The sequence below is a fragment of the Rhodococcus sp. NPDC019050 genome (assembly GCF_055664235.1).
This window is the reverse complement of record NZ_JBVOON010000003.1, coordinates 1-20,514: the sequence shown is the minus strand read 5'-3', so window position 1 is coordinate 20,514 and position 20,514 is coordinate 1. Positions and strand designations below refer to the sequence as shown.

The 20,514-nt window shown below is 67.3% G+C and carries 21 protein-coding genes; 11 read left to right on the top strand and 10 right to left on the bottom strand.

All coding sequences use genetic code 11. The features are described from left to right. Nucleotides 1-26: 26 nt before the first annotated feature. From AC0B44_RS04685 to AC0B44_RS04660, 6 genes are read right to left on the bottom strand one after another with little or no spacing between them, the layout of a single operon-like run. Nucleotides 27-1,091: a phosphotransferase gene (locus AC0B44_RS04685; RefSeq protein WP_471901773.1), complete on the bottom strand. Its 1,065-nt coding sequence runs from the start codon at nt 1,089-1,091 to the stop codon at nt 27-29. Further along, the gene (locus AC0B44_RS04680) at nt 1,088-2,200 is read right to left on the bottom strand and encodes a TIGR03857 family LLM class F420-dependent oxidoreductase (RefSeq protein WP_471901772.1); all 1,113 of its coding nucleotides are present in this window, start codon (nt 2,198-2,200) and stop codon (nt 1,088-1,090) included. The genes AC0B44_RS04685 and AC0B44_RS04680 overlap by 4 nt, the downstream gene beginning before the upstream one ends. Next, entirely contained in the window at nt 2,197-2,565 is a 369-nt protein-coding gene (locus AC0B44_RS04675; protein WP_471901771.1) for a carboxymuconolactone decarboxylase family protein, read from the bottom strand. The genes AC0B44_RS04680 and AC0B44_RS04675 overlap by 4 nt, the downstream gene beginning before the upstream one ends. Further along, nucleotides 2,562-3,461 (bottom strand): NAD(P)-dependent oxidoreductase, encoded by a 900-nt coding sequence (locus AC0B44_RS04670; RefSeq protein ID WP_471901770.1) that lies wholly within the window; start codon nt 3,459-3,461, stop codon nt 2,562-2,564. Before AC0B44_RS04670 ends, AC0B44_RS04675 begins: the two co-directional genes overlap by 4 nt. Continuing rightward, on the bottom strand, nt 3,458-4,207 hold the full coding sequence (locus AC0B44_RS04665; protein WP_471901769.1) for an SDR family oxidoreductase: 750 nt from the start codon (nt 4,205-4,207) through the stop codon (nt 3,458-3,460). Before AC0B44_RS04665 ends, AC0B44_RS04670 begins: the two co-directional genes overlap by 4 nt. 34 nt (nt 4,208-4,241) lie before the next feature. After that, entirely contained in the window at nt 4,242-5,711 is a 1,470-nt protein-coding gene (locus AC0B44_RS04660; RefSeq protein WP_471901768.1) for an aldehyde dehydrogenase, read from the bottom strand. An 81-nt stretch (nt 5,712-5,792) separates the two neighbouring features. Here AC0B44_RS04660 and AC0B44_RS04655 point away from each other — a divergent pair, with 81 nt between their 5' ends. Further along, nucleotides 5,793-6,683, top strand: coding sequence for an SDR family NAD(P)-dependent oxidoreductase (locus tag AC0B44_RS04655; RefSeq protein WP_471901767.1), 891 nt, complete (start codon nt 5,793-5,795; stop codon nt 6,681-6,683). Between the two features lie 13 nt (nt 6,684-6,696). Here AC0B44_RS04655 and AC0B44_RS04650 read toward each other — a convergent pair whose 3' ends face one another. Both AC0B44_RS04650 and AC0B44_RS04645 read right to left on the bottom strand, forming a co-directional pair. After that, nucleotides 6,697-7,527 carry an oxygenase MpaB family protein gene (locus AC0B44_RS04650; protein WP_471901766.1) on the bottom strand — a complete coding sequence of 277 codons (831 nt, stop codon included), beginning with the start codon at nt 7,525-7,527 and terminating at the stop codon, nt 6,697-6,699. Nucleotides 7,528-7,558: 31 nt separating this feature from the next. After that, nucleotides 7,559-8,170, bottom strand: a complete 612-nt coding sequence (locus AC0B44_RS04645; protein WP_471901765.1) for a TetR/AcrR family transcriptional regulator — start codon at nt 8,168-8,170, stop codon at nt 7,559-7,561. An 88-nt stretch (nt 8,171-8,258) separates the two neighbouring features. On the opposite strand from AC0B44_RS04645, the gene AC0B44_RS04640 reads away from it, so the two are divergent. From AC0B44_RS04640 to AC0B44_RS04600, 9 genes are all read left to right on the top strand, one after another. Continuing rightward, entirely contained in the window at nt 8,259-9,482 is a 1,224-nt protein-coding gene (locus AC0B44_RS04640) for a cytochrome P450 (RefSeq protein ID WP_471901764.1), read from the top strand. An 80-nt stretch (nt 9,483-9,562) separates the two neighbouring features. Then, a complete protein-coding gene (locus AC0B44_RS04635; protein ID WP_471902056.1) occupies nt 9,563-10,129 on the top strand; it encodes a TetR/AcrR family transcriptional regulator in 567 nt (188 codons plus the stop codon). Between the two features lie 3 nt (nt 10,130-10,132). Then, a complete protein-coding gene (locus AC0B44_RS04630; protein WP_471901763.1) occupies nt 10,133-11,359 on the top strand; it encodes a cytochrome P450 in 1,227 nt (408 codons plus the stop codon). Beyond that, nucleotides 11,352-12,134, top strand: a complete 783-nt coding sequence (locus AC0B44_RS04625; RefSeq protein ID WP_471901762.1) for an SDR family oxidoreductase — start codon at nt 11,352-11,354, stop codon at nt 12,132-12,134. The genes AC0B44_RS04630 and AC0B44_RS04625 overlap by 8 nt, the downstream gene beginning before the upstream one ends. Next, nucleotides 12,134-13,492 (top strand): cytochrome P450, encoded by a 1,359-nt coding sequence (locus tag AC0B44_RS04620; protein WP_471901761.1) that lies wholly within the window; start codon nt 12,134-12,136, stop codon nt 13,490-13,492. The genes AC0B44_RS04625 and AC0B44_RS04620 overlap by 1 nt, the downstream gene beginning before the upstream one ends. Nucleotides 13,493-13,503: 11 nt before the next feature. Then, nucleotides 13,504-13,716 carry a ferredoxin gene (locus AC0B44_RS04615; protein ID WP_471901760.1) on the top strand — a complete coding sequence of 71 codons (213 nt, stop codon included), beginning with the start codon at nt 13,504-13,506 and terminating at the stop codon, nt 13,714-13,716. Next, nucleotides 13,716-14,267 carry a Cif family virulence factor gene (locus AC0B44_RS04610; RefSeq protein WP_471901759.1) on the top strand — a complete coding sequence of 184 codons (552 nt, stop codon included), beginning with the start codon at nt 13,716-13,718 and terminating at the stop codon, nt 14,265-14,267. Before AC0B44_RS04615 ends, AC0B44_RS04610 begins: the two co-directional genes overlap by 1 nt. After that, nucleotides 14,261-15,550, top strand: coding sequence for a hypothetical protein (locus tag AC0B44_RS04605; protein WP_471901758.1), 1,290 nt, complete (start codon nt 14,261-14,263; stop codon nt 15,548-15,550). The genes AC0B44_RS04610 and AC0B44_RS04605 overlap by 7 nt, the downstream gene beginning before the upstream one ends. Before the next feature lie 81 nt (nt 15,551-15,631). Further along, nucleotides 15,632-17,197 carry a GMC oxidoreductase gene (locus AC0B44_RS04600; protein ID WP_471901757.1) on the top strand — a complete coding sequence of 522 codons (1,566 nt, stop codon included), beginning with the start codon at nt 15,632-15,634 and terminating at the stop codon, nt 17,195-17,197. A 23-nt stretch (nt 17,198-17,220) separates the two neighbouring features. On the opposite strand, the gene AC0B44_RS04595 is transcribed toward AC0B44_RS04600, so the two are convergent. Continuing rightward, complete coding sequence (locus AC0B44_RS04595; RefSeq protein ID WP_471901756.1) at nt 17,221-18,684, bottom strand: FAD-dependent oxidoreductase; 1,464 nt, start codon at nt 18,682-18,684, stop codon at nt 17,221-17,223. A gap of 25 nt (nt 18,685-18,709) precedes the next feature. Continuing rightward, on the bottom strand, nt 18,710-19,555 hold the full coding sequence (locus AC0B44_RS04590; protein WP_471901755.1) for an LLM class F420-dependent oxidoreductase: 846 nt from the start codon (nt 19,553-19,555) through the stop codon (nt 18,710-18,712). 159 nt (nt 19,556-19,714) lie between these two features. On the opposite strand from AC0B44_RS04590, the gene AC0B44_RS04585 reads away from it, so the two are divergent. Further along, entirely contained in the window at nt 19,715-20,368 is a 654-nt protein-coding gene (locus tag AC0B44_RS04585; protein WP_471901754.1) for a TetR family transcriptional regulator, read from the top strand. Nucleotides 20,369-20,514: the final 146 nt, after the last annotated feature.

The following is a 20,514-nucleotide window of genomic DNA, read 5'->3' as shown; positions in this document are numbered from 1 at the left end:
GTGCGCCACCTTACCGAGACGCCCCCTCACCCGGAGGTGCGGGCCACCAGGGTGAGACTGTCGAGGTCGCGGATCGCGGCGCATGCTCTGGCGACCATCGTGGCGAACATCCGGTCACCGCGCTCGGTGCGCGTGCCGTACGCGCAGCCGAAGACGGCAACCAGGGGACCCTGCAACATCGCGAATCGGTAGTCCTCCCAGCAGTCGGTCAGGCTGTACCTCTCGACGCCGTGACCGAGCAGCGCACGGTGGTATGTCGCGACGAGGTCGCACTCGTGCTCGCGCCGCAGCGCGGGTGACAGCGAGGTGCTCACGAAGTACGCGAGGTCGCGAGCGGGAAGCCCGATGGTGAGTGTCTGCCAGTCCACCGCGGTGACCCCGGTGTCCGGCGCCGGGGGAAACAGAAGATTGTCGAGCCGGTAGTCGCCGTGCACCAGCGCGAACCGCTCGCCTCGCGCACAGATCCACCGCTCCGTGACCTCGACGCACGCCCGCAGCGTGGCGCGATCGTCCTCCGCGACGAGGTCGCCGAGCCCGTCCAGGAACGTCTCGACGGCCGGGCCGTACAAATCGGCGAGCACCCGGGCTTCCTCCCGGTCGGTGCGGCCGACCCAGGACAGGTCGAGGAGGGTGGGATCGCACCATCGCGGCCCGTGCAGCCCCGCGAGGTTGCGTACCGCATCATGTGCCTGCGCCGGGGTGCACCCGGCGACCTGGTCGCCCTGCTGCGCGGGCGCGAGGTCCTCGAGGAGCAGCGTGAAACAGCCGTCCTCGCCGAGAGCGGCGTGATAGCAGACCGGTACACACACCGACACGGTGTCCGCGATGTCGGTGTAGAACCGGACTTCTCCGCGGTACGCGCCGGCGAGCAGGGCCCGTGTCCCGGCGTCGGCCGCCGGGAGCTTTGCGACGACCGAGGCCGGTATCTCGTCGCCGGTCAGTTCCAGACGCAGGCAACGGCCGATCTGACCGGTGCCGATCGGCTCCGTTCGCACCGAACGCACCGTGCTCCCGAGGACTGCTCCCAGCCGCGCCGGCGTCAGGTCTCCGACATCGAGCATCAGCGCCGGTTCGGGGAGAGACGAGGTCATCGGGCGCTCCATCCGGGATTCGCGGGCAGCCGCGAGACGCTGTGGGGTGTGCGTACCTCGCGCCATGCTCCCACGACGGGGGCGAGTTCCGAGGGCGTTGCACCGTGCAGGATCACGCTGTCGGCGCCGGCGTCGAACTGATCGGCGATGCGTGTCGCGCAGGCCTGCGCGGATCCGGTGGCCGACGCGGCGACCCACTCGTCGGGCAACAGGGTGCGGAGGTGGTGCAGAACGTCGGGGTCGCCGGATGCGTCGAACGCTCCCCGGTGCTCCCGAACGACGGGGTCGTCGCGAAACCGGCGGAGCACGGCGGGATCCCAGCCGTTGGCGCCGACCAGCACGTCGCCGTAGCCCTGGAGGTACGTGGCGAGACGTCCGATCAGCATGCGCATCCGACGGTCTTCGGGGATCGAGTCCTCGACCGTGGCGAGGACCGACCAGATCCGCACGGAGGCGGGGTCTCTGCCGGCCGCGGCGGCCGCGTCGCGGACGATCTTCACCGCGCGGGCGACGGTGGCGTCCGCGAAGAAGGTGTGCAGGACGACCCCGTCGGCGATTCGCCCGGCGAGTTCGAGCGTCCTGTCGCCGAGGGCCACCGCGAGGATCGGGATGCGGTCGGAACCCTCGGAGATGCGGCGCAGGTAGGGAAAAGACCCGGCCGGGCCGTCGTGTCCCGCGACGGCGTCACCGCTCCACAGGGCACGCAGGATCCCCGCCGAGTCCTCGAGCCTCGCCGAGGTGACGCGCGGCAGACCCATCAGGTCGAAGAGGGCATCGAAGCCGCGGCCGAGACCGAACGCGTACCGGCCACCGCTCAACCGGTGCAGGGTGGTCGCCATCGTCGCCGTGACGAGGGGATGGCGGATGTGCGGATTCGTTGCGGCGGTGCCGATTCCGATCGTGTCGCTCACCGCCGCGGCCGCACCGGCGAGTGCGCCCGCGTCTTTCGTGTCGAACCGCTCGGACAGGAAGACCGCGCCGAGTCCGAGTTGTTCGGCACGCCGGACCTCGTCGAGGAGATCCCGCGGGGCAGGGGAGTGCCCGGCCAGGCCGTAGAACCCGAGTTCGGGGAACTCGGGTGCCGAACCGGTCCGGCCGGGTTCGCTCACGAGCGCTCGGATGCACGCCGCTTGTGCAGCACGCTCCCGATCACCGAATCGAGTTTGGTACCCAGCGGCCACCCCACGTAATGGCACAGGAACAGGGAGATCTCCCTCAACTGCTCCTCGTCCAGTTCGTCGTTGTGCAGGGCCGCACCGATCTGGATCTCGGCAACATCGGTGAGTCCCTGCGCCGTGAGGGCACCCAGCAACAGGAGTCTGCGGTCCCGGATACTCAGTCCGGGACGGGACCAGATATCGGCGAACAGGTGGTCTGCGGTCACCGCGAAGTGGTCGCCCGGCCCGTCCTGCATCTCCCAGCCGTAGACCTCGGTCATCATGTCCAGGCCGCGGCGGCGGGTCTCGTCGGTCATGCGTGCTCCTCGCTGGCGTGGGAATGGGCGGTGCTGCCGGTGCCGACTCCGAGTCCGACGCCGAGGCCGGTCAGGGCGCGTGTTGCGAGCGGTAGTTCGACACCGAGTCGCTCACCCAGGTCGAGCGCGAGCGACAGATCTTTTTCGCCGAGATCCCGCACGTGGGAGAAGATGGGAAACCACGAATCCGCCCGTTCGAGCTGGGATGTGTTGTCGCGCCACATGATCGCCCCGGCACCGCCGGTGATGGCGTCGGTGTGCCGGACGACCTTGCCGAGTTCGGTGATGTCGATTCCGGCGGCCTCCGCGAGCCGTTGCGCCTCGGTCGCGGCGGTGAACGAGATGAAGTGGAGAAGATTGCGCGCCAGCTTCATTCGCGTGCCGGCGCCCACCGGACCGGCATGGATCACCAACTCGGCGAAGTGCCCGAACGGTTCGGAGACCTTGGCGAACGCCTCGTCCGTCGCACCGACCATGACGGCCAGGGTGCCGTTGCGGGCGCCCGGAGCGCCGCCGCTGACCGGTGCGTCGACGAGGTCGACCCCGTGCTCGGTGCACAGTGCCGCGAGTTCGGTGGCGGTGGTGTCGGAGATCGTCGAGTGCACAGCGATCACGGTTCCGGGTCGTGCGCTGGACAGAAGACCGCCCGAGCCTGCGACGACATCGCGTACCTGCGCGTCGTCGAGGACGGTCACGCAGATCAGGTCGCAGTCGGCACCGAGTTCTGCCGCATCCGCCGCGGCAGTGGCGCCCGCGTCGACGAACGGGGCGACTGCCTCGGGACGGGTGTCGAGCACCGTGAGCCCACCGGCCCGGCCCAGGAGCCGTTGCGCCATCGGCGCACCCATGTTGCCGAGCCCGATGTAGCCGAGCCGGAAGCTTTCGTTGTCGCTCACGATCGGAACACCTGTCCGCCGTCCACATTGAAGATCTGCCCGGTCACCCAGCTCGCCTCGTCCGACAGCAGGAACAGGCACATGCCGACCAGGTCCTCAGGGGTACCCATTCGTTTGAGGGGCAGGCGCTTGATCATGTCCGCGACCATCTTCGGTGGCGTGGTGTTGCGGGTGGCCTCGGTATCGGTGGGGCCGGGTGCGATCGCGTTGATCCGGATGTTCGACCCGCCGAGTTCCGCGGCCAGCTGCTGGGTCAGGCCGTTGATCCCCACCTTCGCGAGTCCGTAGAAACCGGAGTACACCCATGCGGCCGTGGATGATTGGTTGACGATCGACCCGCCGTCGGCCGACATGTGCGGCCATACCGCCCGGGTGACGTTGAGGGCGCCGTCGAGATTGACGCTCATGAATTTCTTGTAGTAGTCCCACGGGACGGTGAGCAACAGGTCGAGCTTCATGCCGCCGTAGATCGCGGCATTGTTCACGACGTGGTCGATGCGACCGTACTTCTCGACGGTCGCCGCGGCCAGTGCCTCCGCGGACACCGGATCGGATACGTCGACGGGGAGGAAGGTCGCGCTGCCGCCGTCGGCGACGATCTGTTTGGCGACCTGCTCACCGAGTTCGGTGTTGAGATCGGCGACCACCACGTTCGCACCTTCGGACGCGAGGGCGCGGGCGTAGACCTCCCCGATGCCCTGTGCTGCTCCGGTGACGATCGCCGTACGGTCGGTGAATCTCGCCATGCTGTGGATCCTTTCGATTCTATGGGTGCGGCGATCAGCTCGCGGGCTCCGCGACCAGCTTGGTTTCCAGGTATTCCTCGAAGCCGGCGACGCCCATCTCCCGGCCGATTCCGGACTGCTTGTACCCGCCGAACGGTGCATCCGCCGCGTACCAGATGCCGCCGTTGACGCCGAGGGTTCCCGTGCGCACCCCCGCGACGACCCGGGCGATGCGGTCGGGATCGGTGCCGTACACCGCACCGGAGAGGCCGTAGGGCGAATCGTTGGCGATGCGCACCGCGTCGTCGTCACCGTCGTGCGGGATCACGACGAGCACGGGACCGAAGATCTCCTCCTGCGCGGTTCGGGATCCGTTGTCCAGACCGGAGATCAGGGTGGGTTCGACGAAGAAGCCGCGCTCGTGTTCGGCCGGTCGTCCACCGCCGACCACGATGGTGCCGCCTTCTTCGACGGCAAGCCGGAGGTAGCCCTCGACACGCGCACGCTGGCGCTCGGAGATCAGGGGCCCGCAGACGGTGCCGGGGTCGCGTGGATCGCCCGGCCGCAGGTTGCGCATCGTCTTCGCCGTGGTGGCCACAGCCTCGTCGTACTTGTCGCGGGGAACCACGAGCCGGGTGGTGATGGCGCAACCTTGGCCCGCGTGGGTGGACACGGTGAACGCGGCCATGGAACATGCGCTGCGCAGATCCGCGTCGTCGAGCACGAGGAAGGCGGATTTGCCACCGAGTTCGAGGAAGACCTTCTTGAGGGTTTCGGATGCGGCCCGCATGACGGATCGGCCGGTCGCGGTGGATCCGGTGAACGAGATCAGGTCCACGCGCGGGTCTTCGGCGAGCTGCGCACCGAGGCCGTGGTCGCTCGACGTGACGATGTTGAGCACTCCCGGCGGAAAATCGGTCTCTTCCGCGAGAACCTTTCCGACGAGCGCCGCGCACCACGGGGTGTCGGGGGCGGGTTTGAGGACGACGGTGTTGCCGGCCGCGAGTGCAGGCCCGATCTTCGCGAAGTTGATCTGGTGCGGGAAGTTCCACGGCGTGATCGCGCCGACGACACCGATGGCTTCTTTCAGCAGATAGCGATGCGTGGGGATGCCCATCGGTTCCGCGTTGCCCAGATCCTGCTTCCACGAGTAGTTCTCGGCGAGGTCCGCGAAGTAGAGCAGATCGTCGATCGGCCCTTCGAGATGCGCGGCCGACGTGAGGAATCGGGGAGCACCCACCTCGGCGATGGTGATGTCGCGGAGTTCCTCGATGTGTCCGCGCAGCGCGTCGCGCAACTGGCGCAGGCACCGGGCGCGCAGCGCGTGATCACGCGACCAGTCGGTGTCGTCGAACGCCCGGCGGGCGGCCTCGATCGCGGTGTCCATGTCGTCGGCGGTGGCGTCTGCCGCGTGACCCAGCAGTTCTTCGGTACTCGGGTCGAACACCTCGAAGGTGCCCCCGCTGCCGGGTACGAGCTTGCCGTCGATCAGGAGTGTGGAGCTGTCGGTGGGGCGAAGTGTCATCAGACGATCCCTCTGTTCTGGACAGGTGTCTGGACTATAGTTCGGGCAGATGTACGACGCAATGGCCGAACGGGGAACGTTATGGGAGAGCCTGATTCGACCGGGTTGTCGGGCAGGGGCGTGATCGTGACCGGTTCGAGTCGGGACATCGGCCGGGCGGTCGCCCGCGCGTTCGCCGCGCTGGGCGCCGGTGTGGTGGTCAACGGCCGTGATCCCGGGGCGGTGGAGACGACGGTCGCCGAGATGGTCGCGGCAGGTGCGCGGGCTGTCGGTGTCGCAGGCTCGGCCGCCGCGCCGGGAGTCGCGGAGCGCTTGCTCGAGACCGCGCTCGCGGAATTCGGTTCGGTGGCAGCGCTCGTCAACTGCGCCGGCACGGCCGAGCCCGCCGGGTCGTCCATTCTCGACATCGACGACGGGCAGTGGCACGACCTGATCGACGCCCACCTGACGGGCACTTTCCGTACCTGCCGCGTCCTCGCGCCGTACTTCGTCGAGCACGGCCGCGGAGCGATCGTCAACACGAGTTCGTTCGCATTTCTGGGTGACTACGGCGGGACGGGATATCCCGCGGGCAAGGGTGCCGTGAACAGCTTGACCATGGCGGTCGCGGCGGAACTGCGCGAACACGGCGTGCGCGCCAACGTGGTGTGCCCGGGAGCGCGTACGCGCCTGTCAACGGGTGGCGACTACGAGCGGCAGCTCACGCGCCTACACGACCGCGGTCTGCTCGACGACGTGTCGTACGAGGCGTCGCGCAATCCCGCTCCGCCGGAGTACGTCGCGCCGCTCTACGTCTATCTTGCGAGTGGGTTGTCGCCGGATACCGGCGGGGTTTTCGCGGGTTCGGGGTGTTTCGTCGGCCGGTTCGGCAAGCAGACACCCGACCTGCTCGCCTGGCGGGACCACGACGCGGCGCCGCCGTGGACACCCGAGGAGATCGCCGGGTTCGTCCGGTGTGCTCCGGTGCGGTGATCGCGAGGAACGTTCAGAAGACGCGCAGGCCGAGCCGGCGCCGCACCCGCATGTCCACCAGATACATCCGCCACGGCAGTCCCCACAGTCCCGGGGTGAGGCGGTGCACCCTGCGGAGGTTGCCCAGGTAGCGGTCGAACCTGCGCTGATCGGTGGCGGTCCACTCGTAGTGCATGATCTCCCGGAACTCCGGGGGCAGCGCTCCGCGGGTGACCAACTCGAACGACCGGCCGAACACACGGTGGATCAGGCGGCCGATCTTCCCGAGCCGGATTTCGAGGAAGCTGAGTTCGGCGAGGTGGGTGAGGTAGGTGCGCACCTCGTCGTTCATGGAGATGCTCTCGACGCCCGCCTGCCAGAGATCGTCGTACTCCGCACGGGTGGTGGGCCAGGACTCGGGGCGGACGTTCAATGTGGTGCCGAGCGTCGCTCCGTCGTGGAGCACGTGCCGGAACTCGTCGTCGCCCAGCGGTCCGTGCAGCAGTTCGTGCTGGTCGACGAAGTACTTCAGCAGGCACACAGCGACCCACAACTGGAGCGCGGGCGAGTTGGCACTGTAGGCCACCGGGGCGCCCGGGACGGACACCACGTGAGCGTGGATGCGCCGCACGGATTCTCGAACGAAGGCACGGTCGTCGTCGTTGCCGAAGGCCGCGACCGCAAGGTAGGCGCCGGTGGTCCGGGCGCGTTTGATCGGGTGCAGGTCGGCTCGGCCGGAGTCCACGGTGCTGTGGACGACGCCCTGCCCGACACTCGGGAGAGCCAACTGCATGATCACGTTCGCCGCGTTGATCGTGCTGCCGAGCGGCGAGACCAGATCCCCCAGGGAGCGGATGGCAGGCATGGAATCCTCCATCTGACGACGACTGATCCAGTTATACCGGCTCGGTTCCTCGCGCGCGTGCATCTCCGACGGGAACGCTCGCCAGGACACCGTGCACGACCGTCTCGTAGATCTGGTCGAGATCGAGTTCGCTGCCGAGAAATCCGCTGCCCTCGAGTGTCGCGAACCCGTGCAACGCCGCGAACATGCTGATGGCGACCTCGAGCGATTCGTTGTCCGGCACCCCGCACGAGGACAGCATCGTCCGCAGGGCGACATTCGCGTCGAGGGCAGCGCCGACGAGCGCGTCGCGGTCGACCGGCGCCGCCGTGAGCGCCCGGTACAGGCGTGGGTGCTCGACGGCCCAGGCCCGGTGGGCGTCGATCAGGGCACGCAGCCCGTCGATCCCGCTGCGGCCCATCGCCACCTCGCGGAGATGCAGGCCCAGATCCGTCATCGCCCGCACCTGGATCGCGGAGCGGACGTCGTCGAGGTTGCGAACGTGGTTGTACAGCGACGCGGCGGCGATCCCCAGGCTGCTCGACAGCGTGCTCATCGTGAGCTGCTCCCAACCGGAGTCCTCGACGATCCCGAGCGCAGCCTCGATGACCTTCTCCCGCGTGAGGGTGCGTCGCCGGACGGGCCGGGAATTGTCACGTGCCATGAAGTTATTCTAAGGGGCTTCCGCATCAAACGAATATCTGTAGTTTGAAGGCCACACATATTCGTATATTCACGACGAGGGTGACGGCATGACCACCTCCCGCATCGATCTCAAGAACCCCGATCTCTATCTCGAGGGGGTTCCGCACGCATATTTCTCCCAGCTCCGCCGTGAGTGTCCGGTGCCTCGCCAGGCAGAGGACGGTGGCGCCGGTTTCTGGGCGGTCACCAAGCACGCCGACGTCGTCGCCGTCTCCCGCGACAGCGCGACCTTCTCGTCGGCCCTGGGCACCACCCAGATCGACGACTTCGACGACGAGACGCGGCTCAAACAGGCCGCGATGCTCATCAATCTCGATCCTCCGGACCACACTCGGCTGCGCCAGTTGGTCAGCCGCGGGTTCACCCCTCGCATGGTCAAGACGCTCGAGGCACACATTCGCGAGGTGTGCGCCCGGATCGTCGACGAGGCGATCGATGCCGGACGCGACGGCGCGGTCGTCGATTTCGTGCCGCTCGTGGCCGCGCCCCTGCCCCTCGAGGTGATCGCCGAGTTGCTCGGTGCGCCGGCCGAGGACGTCGGCAGGCTGTACGACTGGTCGAACCGGATGATCGGCTGGGACGACCCGGAATACGGCAGCTCACAGGAGGACGGGGAACTCGCTGCTGCGGAGGTGTTCCTGTATGCCAACGAGATCGCGGCGAGGAGACGGGCCGAACCGCGAGACGACATCGTCTCCAAACTGGTTCGTCCCGACGAGAACGGCGACACCCTGTCGGAAGTCGAATTCGACATGTTCTTCGTGCTGCTCGTGATCGCGGGCAACGAGACGACGCGCAACGCGATCTCGGGCGGTATGCAGGCGTTCATGGAACATCCGGAGCAGTGGCGGCGGCTCCAGGAGCGGCCGGAACTGATCGGCAGCGCGGTGGAGGAGATATTGCGCTGGGTCAGTCCGGTGGTGGGCTTCCGCCGTACCCCGACCTGTCCGGCGTCGGTCGGAGACCAGGCTGTCGACCGCGGCGACAAACTGGTCGTCTACTACCCGAGCGCGAATCGGGACGAGGACGTCTTCGAGAACCCCCAGGTCTTCGACATCGGGCGTGAACACAACCCGCACGTCGCGTTCGGTGGGAGCGGTGTGCACTTCTGTGTCGGAGCGCATCTCGCACGTCTCGAACTGCGCGTGATGTTCGAGACGCTGGCCTCGCGCGTCGACCGCATCGAACCCGCCGGTCCCGTCCGCCGGCTGAGGTCCAACTTCATCAACGGGGTCAAGGCGATGCCCGTCCGGATCCACCCGCGCGGGTGAAGAATTCGGTGCTCGCCGCCGGTCGCCGGCATTGCCGCACGAGCATTGCCGTAGTAATGTCCAGACACGTGTCCAGAAATGTGAATCTCGAATCGACTCGCCGCCGTCTGACCGAGAGGCAGGCGGACACCGTACAGCGGCTCACGCAGGCCGCGGTCGAGGTGTTGCGCGAAGAGGGATTCGCGGGACTGACAGTCCGGATGGTCGCGTCGCGCGCGGGCGTCGCACCGGCAACGGCGTACACGTACTTCTCGTCCAAGGAACACCTCGTCGCCGAGGTGTTCTGGCGGCGACTGGCCACCGAGCCTGCGGTCGAGACCTCACCGGGCGAGGCGAACCGCGCCGACCGTGTGGTGGCAGTGCTCCGGGGGATCGCGCTGCTCATGTCCGATGAACCGGAACTCGCGGCAGCCGTCACGAGTGCGCTTCTCGGTCAGGATCCGGACGTGAAGCATCTGCGCGGACGCATCGGGCTCGACATTCGAGAGCGGCTCTCCGCCGCGCTCGGACAGGACGCCGACCCCGACGAACTCGAAGCCCTCGAACTGCTCTACGCCGGTGCCCTCGTGCGCGCCGGTATGGGATACGGAACATACGAAAAGCTCGCCGACAGGTTGGAAGTCTCAGCCCGACTGTTACTGGAGTGACCCATGATTCAGGCCTCCCTGGAGTCCTCATCGCTCGACCCGCCGACGTTCAATCCGTACGACTACTCGTTCCACGAGGACCCGTACCCCACCTATCGCCGACTGCGCGAGGAAGCGCCGCTGTACTACAACCCAGAACTCGAGTTCTGGGCGCTGTCACGTCACGCCGACGTGGTGGCGGCGTTTCGTGACGGGACCCGGCTGTCGAGTGCCAACGGGGTCTCCCTCGATCCGTCCGCATACGGGCCCAACGCGCACAAGGTCATGTCCTTCCTCGCGATGGACGACCCGCGGCACATGCGCATGCGCCAGTTGGTGTCCAAAGGTTTCACCCCGCGCCGCGTCGCAGATCTCGAGGGCCGGATCCTGGAACTCACACTCGAGTATCTCGAACCCGCTTTGGAGGCAGGGGAGTTCGACTGGATCTCGGAGGTCGCCGGCAAGCTGCCCATGGACGTGATCTCCGAACTGATGGGCGTTCCCAAAGCCGACCGCGCGGAAATCCGCAGGCTCGCCGACCTTGTCGTGCACCGCGAAGAAGGTGTTCTCGACGTGCCGGTCGGCGCGATGGAAGCCTCGCTGAACCTCGTCGGCTACTACGCCGACATGATCGCCGAGCGGCGCGCGAAGGAGACATCGGATCTCACCTCGGCTCTGCTCGGTGCGGAAATCGACGGCGACAGGTTGTCCGACGACGAAATCATCGGATTCATGTTCCTCATGGTGGTCGCGGGCAACGAGACGACGACGAAGTTGCTCGGCAACGCCATGTTCTGGGGCGCCGGCAACAAAACCGAAGTGCGACAAGTGTTGTCCGACCCTTCTCGCTCACCGGAATGGGTCGAGGAGACGCTGCGGTACGACACCTCGAGTCAACTCGTCGCGCGCACTGCCGCTGAGGATATCGAGATGCACGGTTCCACCATCGCCGCCGGCGACAAGGTACTGCTGCTCATCGGGTCCGCCAACCGCGACTCGGAGGTGTTCGAGGATGCCGACGCCTTCCGCATCGGTCGCAACAGTTCCCAGAAGATCGCGAGCTTCGGTGGGGGAGTGCACTTCTGCCTCGGAGCCCACCTCGCGCGTCTCGAAGCGAACATCGCGCTCGAACAGTTCGCCCGCCGCGTCGCCGACTACGAGGTCGACGTCGACCGCTGCGAACGGGTGCATTCCACCAACGTCCGAGGCTTCGCGGCCCTGCCCATGAAGGTCACCGATCGACATGCCTAGATTCGAACCACACCCCGACCGGCGCCCGGCGATCGTGACCGGCGCGTCGTCCGGCATCGGCACCGCCACCGCCTACGCCCTCGCCGAACTCGGACACCCGGTCGCGCTCGGCGCCCGCCGCGTCGACGAATGCGAGGCGGTCGCCGGGAAGATCCGCGCAGAGGGAGGTGAAGCGTTCGCTCATCACCTCGATGTGTCGTCGACCGAGTCGGTCGACGAATTCGTCGCTGCCGCCGAGGATGCGCTCGGCCCGACCGAGATCGTCGTCTCAGGTGCCGGCGACATGGATTTCTCCCTCGCCCACGAGATGGATCCCGACCGTTTCGCGTTCCAGGTCAGCGTGCACCTCATGGGCACGCAGCGACTCGCCCACCGGGTGCTTCCCGGAATGATCGAACGCCGGCGCGGCGATTTCGTCGTGATCGGGTCCGACTGCGCCGACGTGGCACGCCCCTGGATGGGCGCGTACGTCGCGGCCAAGACCGGTCTGGAAGCCCTGGCGCGGGAGATGCGCATGGAACTCGAGGGCACCGGAGTGCGTGCGTCGGTCGTGCGTCCCGGGCCCACACAGACCGCGGCGGGCATGAGCGCGCCCGCCGAGATCCTCGAACCGCTGCTCGCGGACTGGGAGAAGTGGGGACTCGCGCGCCACCCCTACTTCCTCCGGCCGTCGGACATCGCGGATGCGACCGTGGCTGTCGTCTCCGCCCCGCGAGGTGCCCACATCGTGCTGATCGAGGTACAACCCGAGGCCCCACTGAAGAAGGATTCCTGATGACCACGATCGTCGAACCCAGGCGGGTGTCCGGTGGCGAGCACGAGCACGGCCACCTCGAAGAGTTGCGCACCGACCCGATCGCGCTCATGCGACGCGTCCGGGACGAATGCGGAAACGTGGGCGTCTTCCAACTCGCCGACAAGAAGGTCGTGCTGCTCTCCGGCGCCGAGGCCAACGAGTTCTTCTTCCGGGCCGCGGACGAGGAACTCGACCAGCAGGCCGCCTATCCGTTCATGACGCCGGTCTTCGGCGAAGGCGTCGTGTTCGACGCGAGCCCCGAGCGGCGCAAGGAAATGCTGCACAACTCGGCACTGCGCGGCGAACAGATGAAGGGGCACGCCGCGACGATCGACCGGGAAGTGCAGGACATGATCGCCCACTGGGGCGACGAGGGCGAGATCGACCTGCTCGAGTTCTTCGCGGAGCTGACCATCTACACCTCGTCTGCGTGCCTGATCGGCAAGAAATTCCGCGACCAGCTCGACGGCCGATTCGCCCAGCTCTATCACGACCTCGAAAAAGGCACCGACGCAATCGCATTCGTCGATCCGTATGCGCCGATCGAGAGTTTCCGGCGACGCGACGAAGCGCGGCGCGGTCTCGTCGCACTGGTGCAGGACATCATGACCGGTCGCATCGCGAATCCGCCGAAGGACAAAGAGGACCGCGACATGCTCGATGTCCTCGTGTCGATCAAGAACGAGGACGGAACCGAACGGTTCAGCGCCGACGAGATCACCGGCATCTTCATCTCGATGATGTTCGCCGGCCACCACACCACGTCGGGTACTGCCGCGTGGGCCCTGATCGAGTTGCTGCGCAATCCCGGATACCTGCAACAGGTGACGGACGAACTCGACACGCTCTATGCCGACGGCGCGGATGTGAGTTTCCATGCGCTCCGCCAGATTCCGGTGCTCGAAGCGGTGCTCAAGGAGACGTTGCGGCTGCATCCTCCACTGATCCTGCTGCTGCGTGTCGCGTGTGACGACTTCGAAGTCGCCGGATACCGGATCCGGAAGGGCGATCTCGTGGGTGCCACGCCCGCGGTGTCCAACCGCATCCCGGAGGACTTTCCCGATCCGGACGCGTTCGATCCGGGCCGCTACATCGATCCCAACCAGGAAGACATCGTCAACCGCTGGACGTGGATTCCCTTCGGTGCCGGCCGCCACCGGTGCGTCGGTGCGGCCTTCGCCCTGATGCAACTCAAGGCCATCTTCTCGATTCTTCTGCGCGACTACGAATTCGAACTGGCGCAGCCGTCGGATACCTACCGCAACGATCACTCCAAGATGGTGGTGCAACTCGCGCAGCCCTGCGCGGTGCGGTACCGCCGCCGCAACCGGGACTGAGGGTGGATGCCGTGAAAGTCGAAGCAGATCTCGATCTCTGCCAGGGCCACGCCATGTGCGCGATGGAAGCCCCGGACGTGTTCGCCGTGGCAAAGCACGGCGAGGTGGAGATTCTCCTGGACCCGGTGCCGGAGGACTTGCGCAGCGATACCGAGGCCGCCGTGAAGTACTGCCCGACCCAAGCCCTTCGCATCGTCGAAGACCGAGACCAGGAGACCCACTGATGGCAACGTTCGATCGTGCCGAGCTCGACGAGATGATCGCCCGCTGGACCGACGCCAACAAGCGTGCCGAGGCCGAAGGCGACTGGAAGCCGTTGGCGGAGATGTACACCGAGGACGCCACCTACGGGTGGAACTATGGACCCAAGCAGGAGTTCATGGCGGTGGGCCGGGACGAGATCCGCGACCTGGCACTGGGGCAGGAGATGGAAGGCCTCGAGGGGTGGCAGTACCCGTACCAGCAGTTCGTCGTCGACGACCGTTCCGGTGACGTGATCGGTTTCTGGAAGCAGACGGCGGACGAGAAGCGCGAGAGCGGCGAGCCCTACACGGTGCAGGGTATCGGGGGAAGCTGGTTCCGCTACGGCGGGAACTTCCAATGGTCCTGGCAGCGCGACTTCTTCGACTTCGGAAACGTCTCCCACCTCTTCATGCAGATGATCACCGACAACAAACTGTCCGACGGTATGAACAAGCGGATCGAGCGGTCCACCGCCAAGACACCGCTGCCCGGCTGGTACCGGATCGGGCAGTCACCGGTTCCGCTGTGGTGACCACTGCGCGCACGGGCGGATCGTTCGCTGCGCTCTCCCGCGCCGACCTCGCCGTGCTGGTGCCCGAGTTGCTGCTGTGCGGGCAACTCATCGACCGTTCGGGTATGGCACACCTCATCTCGGCCTTCGGCCGCGAGGGCATGGCCCAGGTCGCGATCGAGGAGTGGCAGGCGGCCTCGCCCTGGTACACCCGGCGCATGCAGCGTGCGTTGCGGTACGAGGGCGACGACGTCGTCACGATCTTCAAGGGCCTGCAACTCGACATCGGCGCACCACCGCAGTTCATGGACTTCCGGTACCGCGTCGACGACCGCGACCACGGTGAGTTCTGGCTCGATCACTGTGGCGCCTTGATGGACGTCGAACCGCTCGGCGACGAGTACGTCATGGCCATGTGCCACGACATCGAAGACCCGACGTTCGACGCGACCGCGCTGGCCACCAACCCACACGCCCAGGTCCGCCCGATCCACCGGCCGCCGCGGGTGCCGGCGGACAGACATCCGCACTGCGCGTGGACCGTCACCATCGATCCGTCCCACGTGCCGCCGCAGGTCGAACCCCACACCGAAGCGCTCGGGCGCACCGCGGCCGTGACCACCGAGTTGAGCCCGATCGACGGTGGCGGCAGTGACGGCGAGGGCAGTGACGGCGACGGCGGTGGCGCGCACGACTATTCGGGTCCGCTCCTGTCGGACCTGCGTTTCGCGGACTTCTCGAAGTCCGCGCTGGTCCGCATAGCCGAGGAGGTCTGCCTGCAGCAGCACATGCTGACCCTCGGATTCCTGATGGGTGTGCGCAAACGCACCGACGAGGCGTCCGCCCTCGCCCTGACCCGAAAGCAACTCACCGGAATCGCCGGTATCGCGTCGGAGCGGATCGCGCGGGCACTGGGAGCGCCGCGCTCGTTCGCCGGACTCGCGGCCGTGCTCGACGTGCATCCGGTGTTCTCGCCGTACCAGTACGTCGACCGCAGCATCGAGCACGACCAGGACGGTCTTACCCTGCGCATCCACCGCCGGGGCGGCGCCCACGTCGACGGTGCGTGGCCGACGCTCGTCGACTCGGACCATCTGGGTGCCCTCGACGCACTCGTGCGCGGGGTCGACGCCCACTTCTCCGTTCGCGTGCGCTCCGACACTCCGGATGCTCTCGTTGTGGGTGTCGTGCGCGAGGAGACGCCGGCGAAGGAAAGCGCGGAGGTGGCCGTGACACGTTTCAGTTCGGGCACCGATTTCGTGTTCGCCGACCGAGGGATTCCGCTCCCGCTCACCGTCGTCTGATCTTCCCGCCCGTCATCCGATCTTCTGCTCTGCCAGGCTTTCCCGCTCTTCACGTTCGAACTCATTCGTTCAGGAGATCATGTGGATACTGCTCTGTCGCGTCGCGCTTTTCTCGGGACCGCTGCCGCCGCAGCGGCATTGACGGTGCTGGCGGCTCCGCGGGCACGAGCGGTGATCGCCGAGGAACGTCACCGTGCGGTGGTGATCGGGAGCGGCTTCGGTGGCGCGATCACCGCGATGCACCTGGGGCGGGCGGGAGTCCAGACGGTCGTGCTCGAACGGGGGGTGCGCTGGCCCACCGGGCCGAACGCGGAGACCTTCCCCCGTATGTTCGCCCCCGACCGGCGGGCGTCGTGGTTGTCACCGATGCCGGTGATGACGGGTGCGCCCCCGATTCCGTCGGAACCGTACACCGGCCTGATGGAACGGGTGCGCGGGCGCGGGATAGACATCCTGTGTGGTGCGGGAGTCGGTGGCAGTTCCCTCATGTACCACGGGATGACGCTGCAACCGGACGCAGAACGGTTCGCGGCGTCGGTGTCGCCGAGCCTCGACTACGGTCTGCTCGACCGGGAGTACTTTCCCCGCGTGGCCCGCATGCTGCGAGTCGCCGAGATCCCCGACGACCTGCTCGCCCATGTGCGGTACAGGTCGTCGCGGGAGTTCCTGGACCGGGCCGCGTCGGAAGGGTACGAGACGTTCCGCGTACCCATGTCCCTCGACTGGGACTTCGCCCGGCGCGAACTCACCGGAGAACTGAAACCGTCCTACACGACCGGCGACGTGATCTACGGCGTGAACAACGGTGGGAAGTTCTCGGTGGACGTGACCTACCTGGCCGCGGCCGAGAACACGGGCAATGTCTCTGTCGCGCCACTGCATCGCGTCACCGACATCGAGCGCGCATCGAACGGAACGTGGATCACGCACGTCGACCGGATCCACACCGACGGAACGATTCTCGAACGAAAGAGGCTCCTCTCGGAGGCGGTGTTCCTCGGTGGGGGATCGGCCGGCACGACCCGGTTGCTGATGAAGGCCCACGCGAAGAACCTCGTGCCCGACCTGCCGGACGAGGTGGGAACGGGGTGGGGCAACAACGGAGACCGCGTGTTCTCGGTGACCACGCCGCTGTCGAGTCCGGGGGAGTTCCAGGGCGGTCCGGCCTGCGTCGGGATGAAGGACTATTCCGATCCGGCCGGTGCGCTGATGATCGTCACCGGCCCGGTGCCGTGGCCCGCCGACATCGGCACCACCTCGGTGATCGGACTGGGGGTCGTGCGCGGGCTCGGACGATGGCAGTACGACGCCGCCACCGACGACGCTGTGCTGCAGTGGGATCAGGCATTCGACCGTGAACTGACCCGGGCCATCGAAACGCGTATCCGCCGCATCGCCGGCCCGGCAGCCCTCGTGGTCGACATCAATTCCGTGGACGTCAACACCTTCCATCCGCTCGGGGGAGCGCCCATGGGATCGGTGTGCGACGAAGCGGGCCGCGTGTTCGGGCAGCGCGGCCTGTATGTGGTGGACGGAGCGAAGATCCCGGGCTCGACCGGCGCGTGCAATCCGTCCATGACGATCGCCGCGCTCGCGGAGTACGGCGCGGACGAGATCGTCCGCCGCGATGCCGGTTCGGTGTTCTGAGCCCGGGACCCGCTCGGTCCGGTTCAGCCCTTAACTGCGGAGATGCCCGCCCGCCGGCCGAAGAAACTGCCGTCGCCGAGGGACGTTCCGCTCGCATATCCCCAGGCGCATACTCCGGAGGTGCAACGGCCCGCGGCGAACAGGCCGGGGATCGGCTCACCGGAGACGTGCAGAACCTCGGAGTCGACGGTCGTCCGCAACCCGCCGAGCGTGAACCCGGCGGTGCAGTTGCGCAGATCCAGGGCGGCGATCGGTGACCCGATCGGCACGCACCACTCGCTCTTTTTGCCCAGTACGGGGTCGCTGCCCGTCGCTGCATGCCGGTTGTACACCTCGACCGTGGCCTGCAACGTGCCCGCCGGCAATCCCATGTCGGACTCGAGTTCCTCGACGGTCTCCGCGACCCACTTCGGGCGGAACCGGAAGAAAGGCGTGGAACTGGTAGCAGCACAACCCTCTTCGTAGGCGGCCTCGTCGATGACGAGGAACGCCTGGTTGTCGTTCTTGAGCAGGGTCAACTGCCCGATCCGCCCCGGGTAGGTGTCTTCGGGCACGTAGCGGTTGCCGCGACCGTTGACGAGGATGCCGCGCGCCATCAACTGGGGATCGCCGAAGAACGCGACCTCGGTGGCGTCCATGTGCGCGAGGTCGGCGCCGAGTGCCTGCGCCATCCGGATCGCACGACCGTCGTGTTCCTCGATCGCGGCACCCGGACGTCCCGCGAGCTGGGGCGCGTAAGCGGCGACCATCTCCTTGTTGTACGCGAAGCTTCCGGTTGCGAGGACGACGCCGCGACGGGCCCGGACGTACACCTCGTTGCCGTACTGCTTGGCGGCGATACCGACGACGCGCCCGTCCTCGTCGATGATGAGACGCTGGACGCGGACGTCGTATTCGGCTCGGACGCCGAGTTTTTCGGCAACCTGCGACAGCGGTTGCATGAGCATGAATCCGCCGCCCTTCTCGCCGGTGCGCTTGTCCGCCATCTGGGGGACGTGGCCGCGCGGAGCGGGGGTCGCGATCTCGTTGAAGGGGGCGGCGTTCTCGCCGCCCGAGTACATCAGGCCGTCGTCGCCGGGGATCTCCCAGCCGGGCTCACCCCAGAAGCTCTCCTTGAAGACGACGCCGTTGTCGACGAGCCAGTCGTAGTGCTCGACGCTGCCCTCGCAGTACTCGGAGATCTTCGCCTCGTCGGCTCCGGGCCCGAGCGCCGCGAGCATGAAGGCCTTCATGTTGTCGGGGGTGTCCTCGAACCCGAGCGCGTTCTGCAGGCCGGTCCCACCTCCGAGGTAGACGATGCCGCCGGACAACGAGGCGGCTCCGCCCCAGCCTCCGGTGCGCTCGAGGACCAGTACCTCGGCGCCCGCCCGAGCGGCTTCGACGGCTGCCGAGACACCGGCGATGCCGTATCCGGCGATCACCACGTCGGCCTCGTGGTGCCAGGTGTCGATCCGGTCGGCCTGGAGGGGATGCAAATCGGTGTTCAATGTGGGTCCCGTTCTGGTGCGTCGATCAGTGGTCGAGTTTGCCGGCGAGCCGGTCGATATAGGAGACGACGTCGGCCTCTGCACGATCGGGAAGACCGAAGATGACCTCGTCCACGCCCGCGTCGCTCCAGCGGCTCAGCTGCTCGGTGTCGGGCCGGCCGGCCAGTGCGACGACCTTCGGGGTTCCGGTGCGGCCCGCTTCCGCCCACATCTTGTGGAGCCGGTGCACGTTCTCGACGGTGTCGCGTTCGGTGGGGGTGGTGATCCAGCCGTCCGCAGAACGCACGATCCACGCGAAGTTGCGCTCGGTCGCACCCGCCCCGATGAGCACGGGAGGCCGCGGCTGCTGGACCGGTTTGGGCCACGCCCAACTCGGGCCGAAGGAGACGAAGGTGCCGTCGTAGGATGCCTCCGCCTGGGTCCACAGTGCCTGCATCGCCTCGAGGTATTCCCGCAAGGCGGTGCGGCGCTTGCCCGGGGGAACGCCGTGGTCTGCGAGTTCTTCCGCGTTCCAGCCGAATCCGGCTCCGAGGATCACGCGTCCGCCCGAGAGGTGGTCGAGGGTGGCGATCGTCTTCGCGAGCGTGATCGGGTCGTGTTCGAGCGGCAGCGCGACCGACGTGCCCAGGCTGATCGTCGACGTCACGGCGGCGGCGAGGCCGAGCGAGACCCAGGGATCGAGGGTGCGCATGTACCGGTCGTCGGGCAGCGTTTCGTCGCCGGTCCCCGGGTGGGCGGATTCACGCCGCACCGGTATGTGGGTGTGTTCGGGAACGTAGAAACTGTCGAACCCTCGGCTCTCCGCGGTCGACGCGGCAACATCGGGTCGGATTCCCCGGTCGCTGGTGAACAGGGTGATTCCGTGGCGCACTGTGGCCCCTCTCGTCGGATGACGAGGAAAATGTAACGCGTTCTACCTCTCGAGGGAAGGGTTTCCGGACACCTGTCTAGATAAGGACGTCGGGGCTCGTGGTGCAGGCGCCGTCCGGCTCTGAACTATCCTCGACGTGGAAGAACGGAAGGTGACGTGATGGCGGAGGAGCGGACCCCAGAGGTTGCGCGTGCGACGCAGCGGGCTGTTTCCACGCCGGGTGCGGAGCTACGGCCCGCCCAGCGAGCCCGCTTCATGCGCATCATCGGGACGGCGAAGGAACTCGCTGCCGAAGGCGGCTACGACGCCGTGCAGATGCGCGCGGTTGCCGATCGGTCCGGTGTTGCTCTCGGTACGGTGTATCGCTATTTCCCGTCGAAGAATCACCTGCTGGTCGTCGCACTGGTGCTCGAGTTCGAGTCGGCCGCCCGCAGGTTCGCCGAGGTCGAGCTTCCCGGCGACACGCCGCACGACCGCATCATGGTGGTGTTCCGGGCGTCGATCCGGCAACTCGAGGAAAAGCCCCGGCTGTACGACGCACTGGTACGGGCGACGATGTTCGCCGACGCGTCGTCCGCGCCCGAACTCGACTACCTCGGGAACGTCCTGACAGACCTGTTCGCCCGGGCCGCGGGCATCGACACGGTCACGGAGGAAGTTCTCAACGCGGTGCACATCATCGCCGACGTGTGGATGTCGGCCCTCGTGAGCTGGGCCGCGGGCCGGCAGAGCACGCGGGAGGTGCTCGCGCACACCGACACGGCGGTGACGTTGGTGTTCGACCGGCTCGAGCGGTTGCAGCGCGCGAGCTGACCCAACGGGACTACTTCGGCGGTCGGGCCTCTCACCGACACGACTCAGGGGCGGGGGGGGGGGGGGGGGGGGCGCCCCCCCGGGGGGGGGGGGGGGGGGGCCCGGGGCCGCGGCCCCCGGGAAAGCCCGGGGGGGGGGGGGGTGTT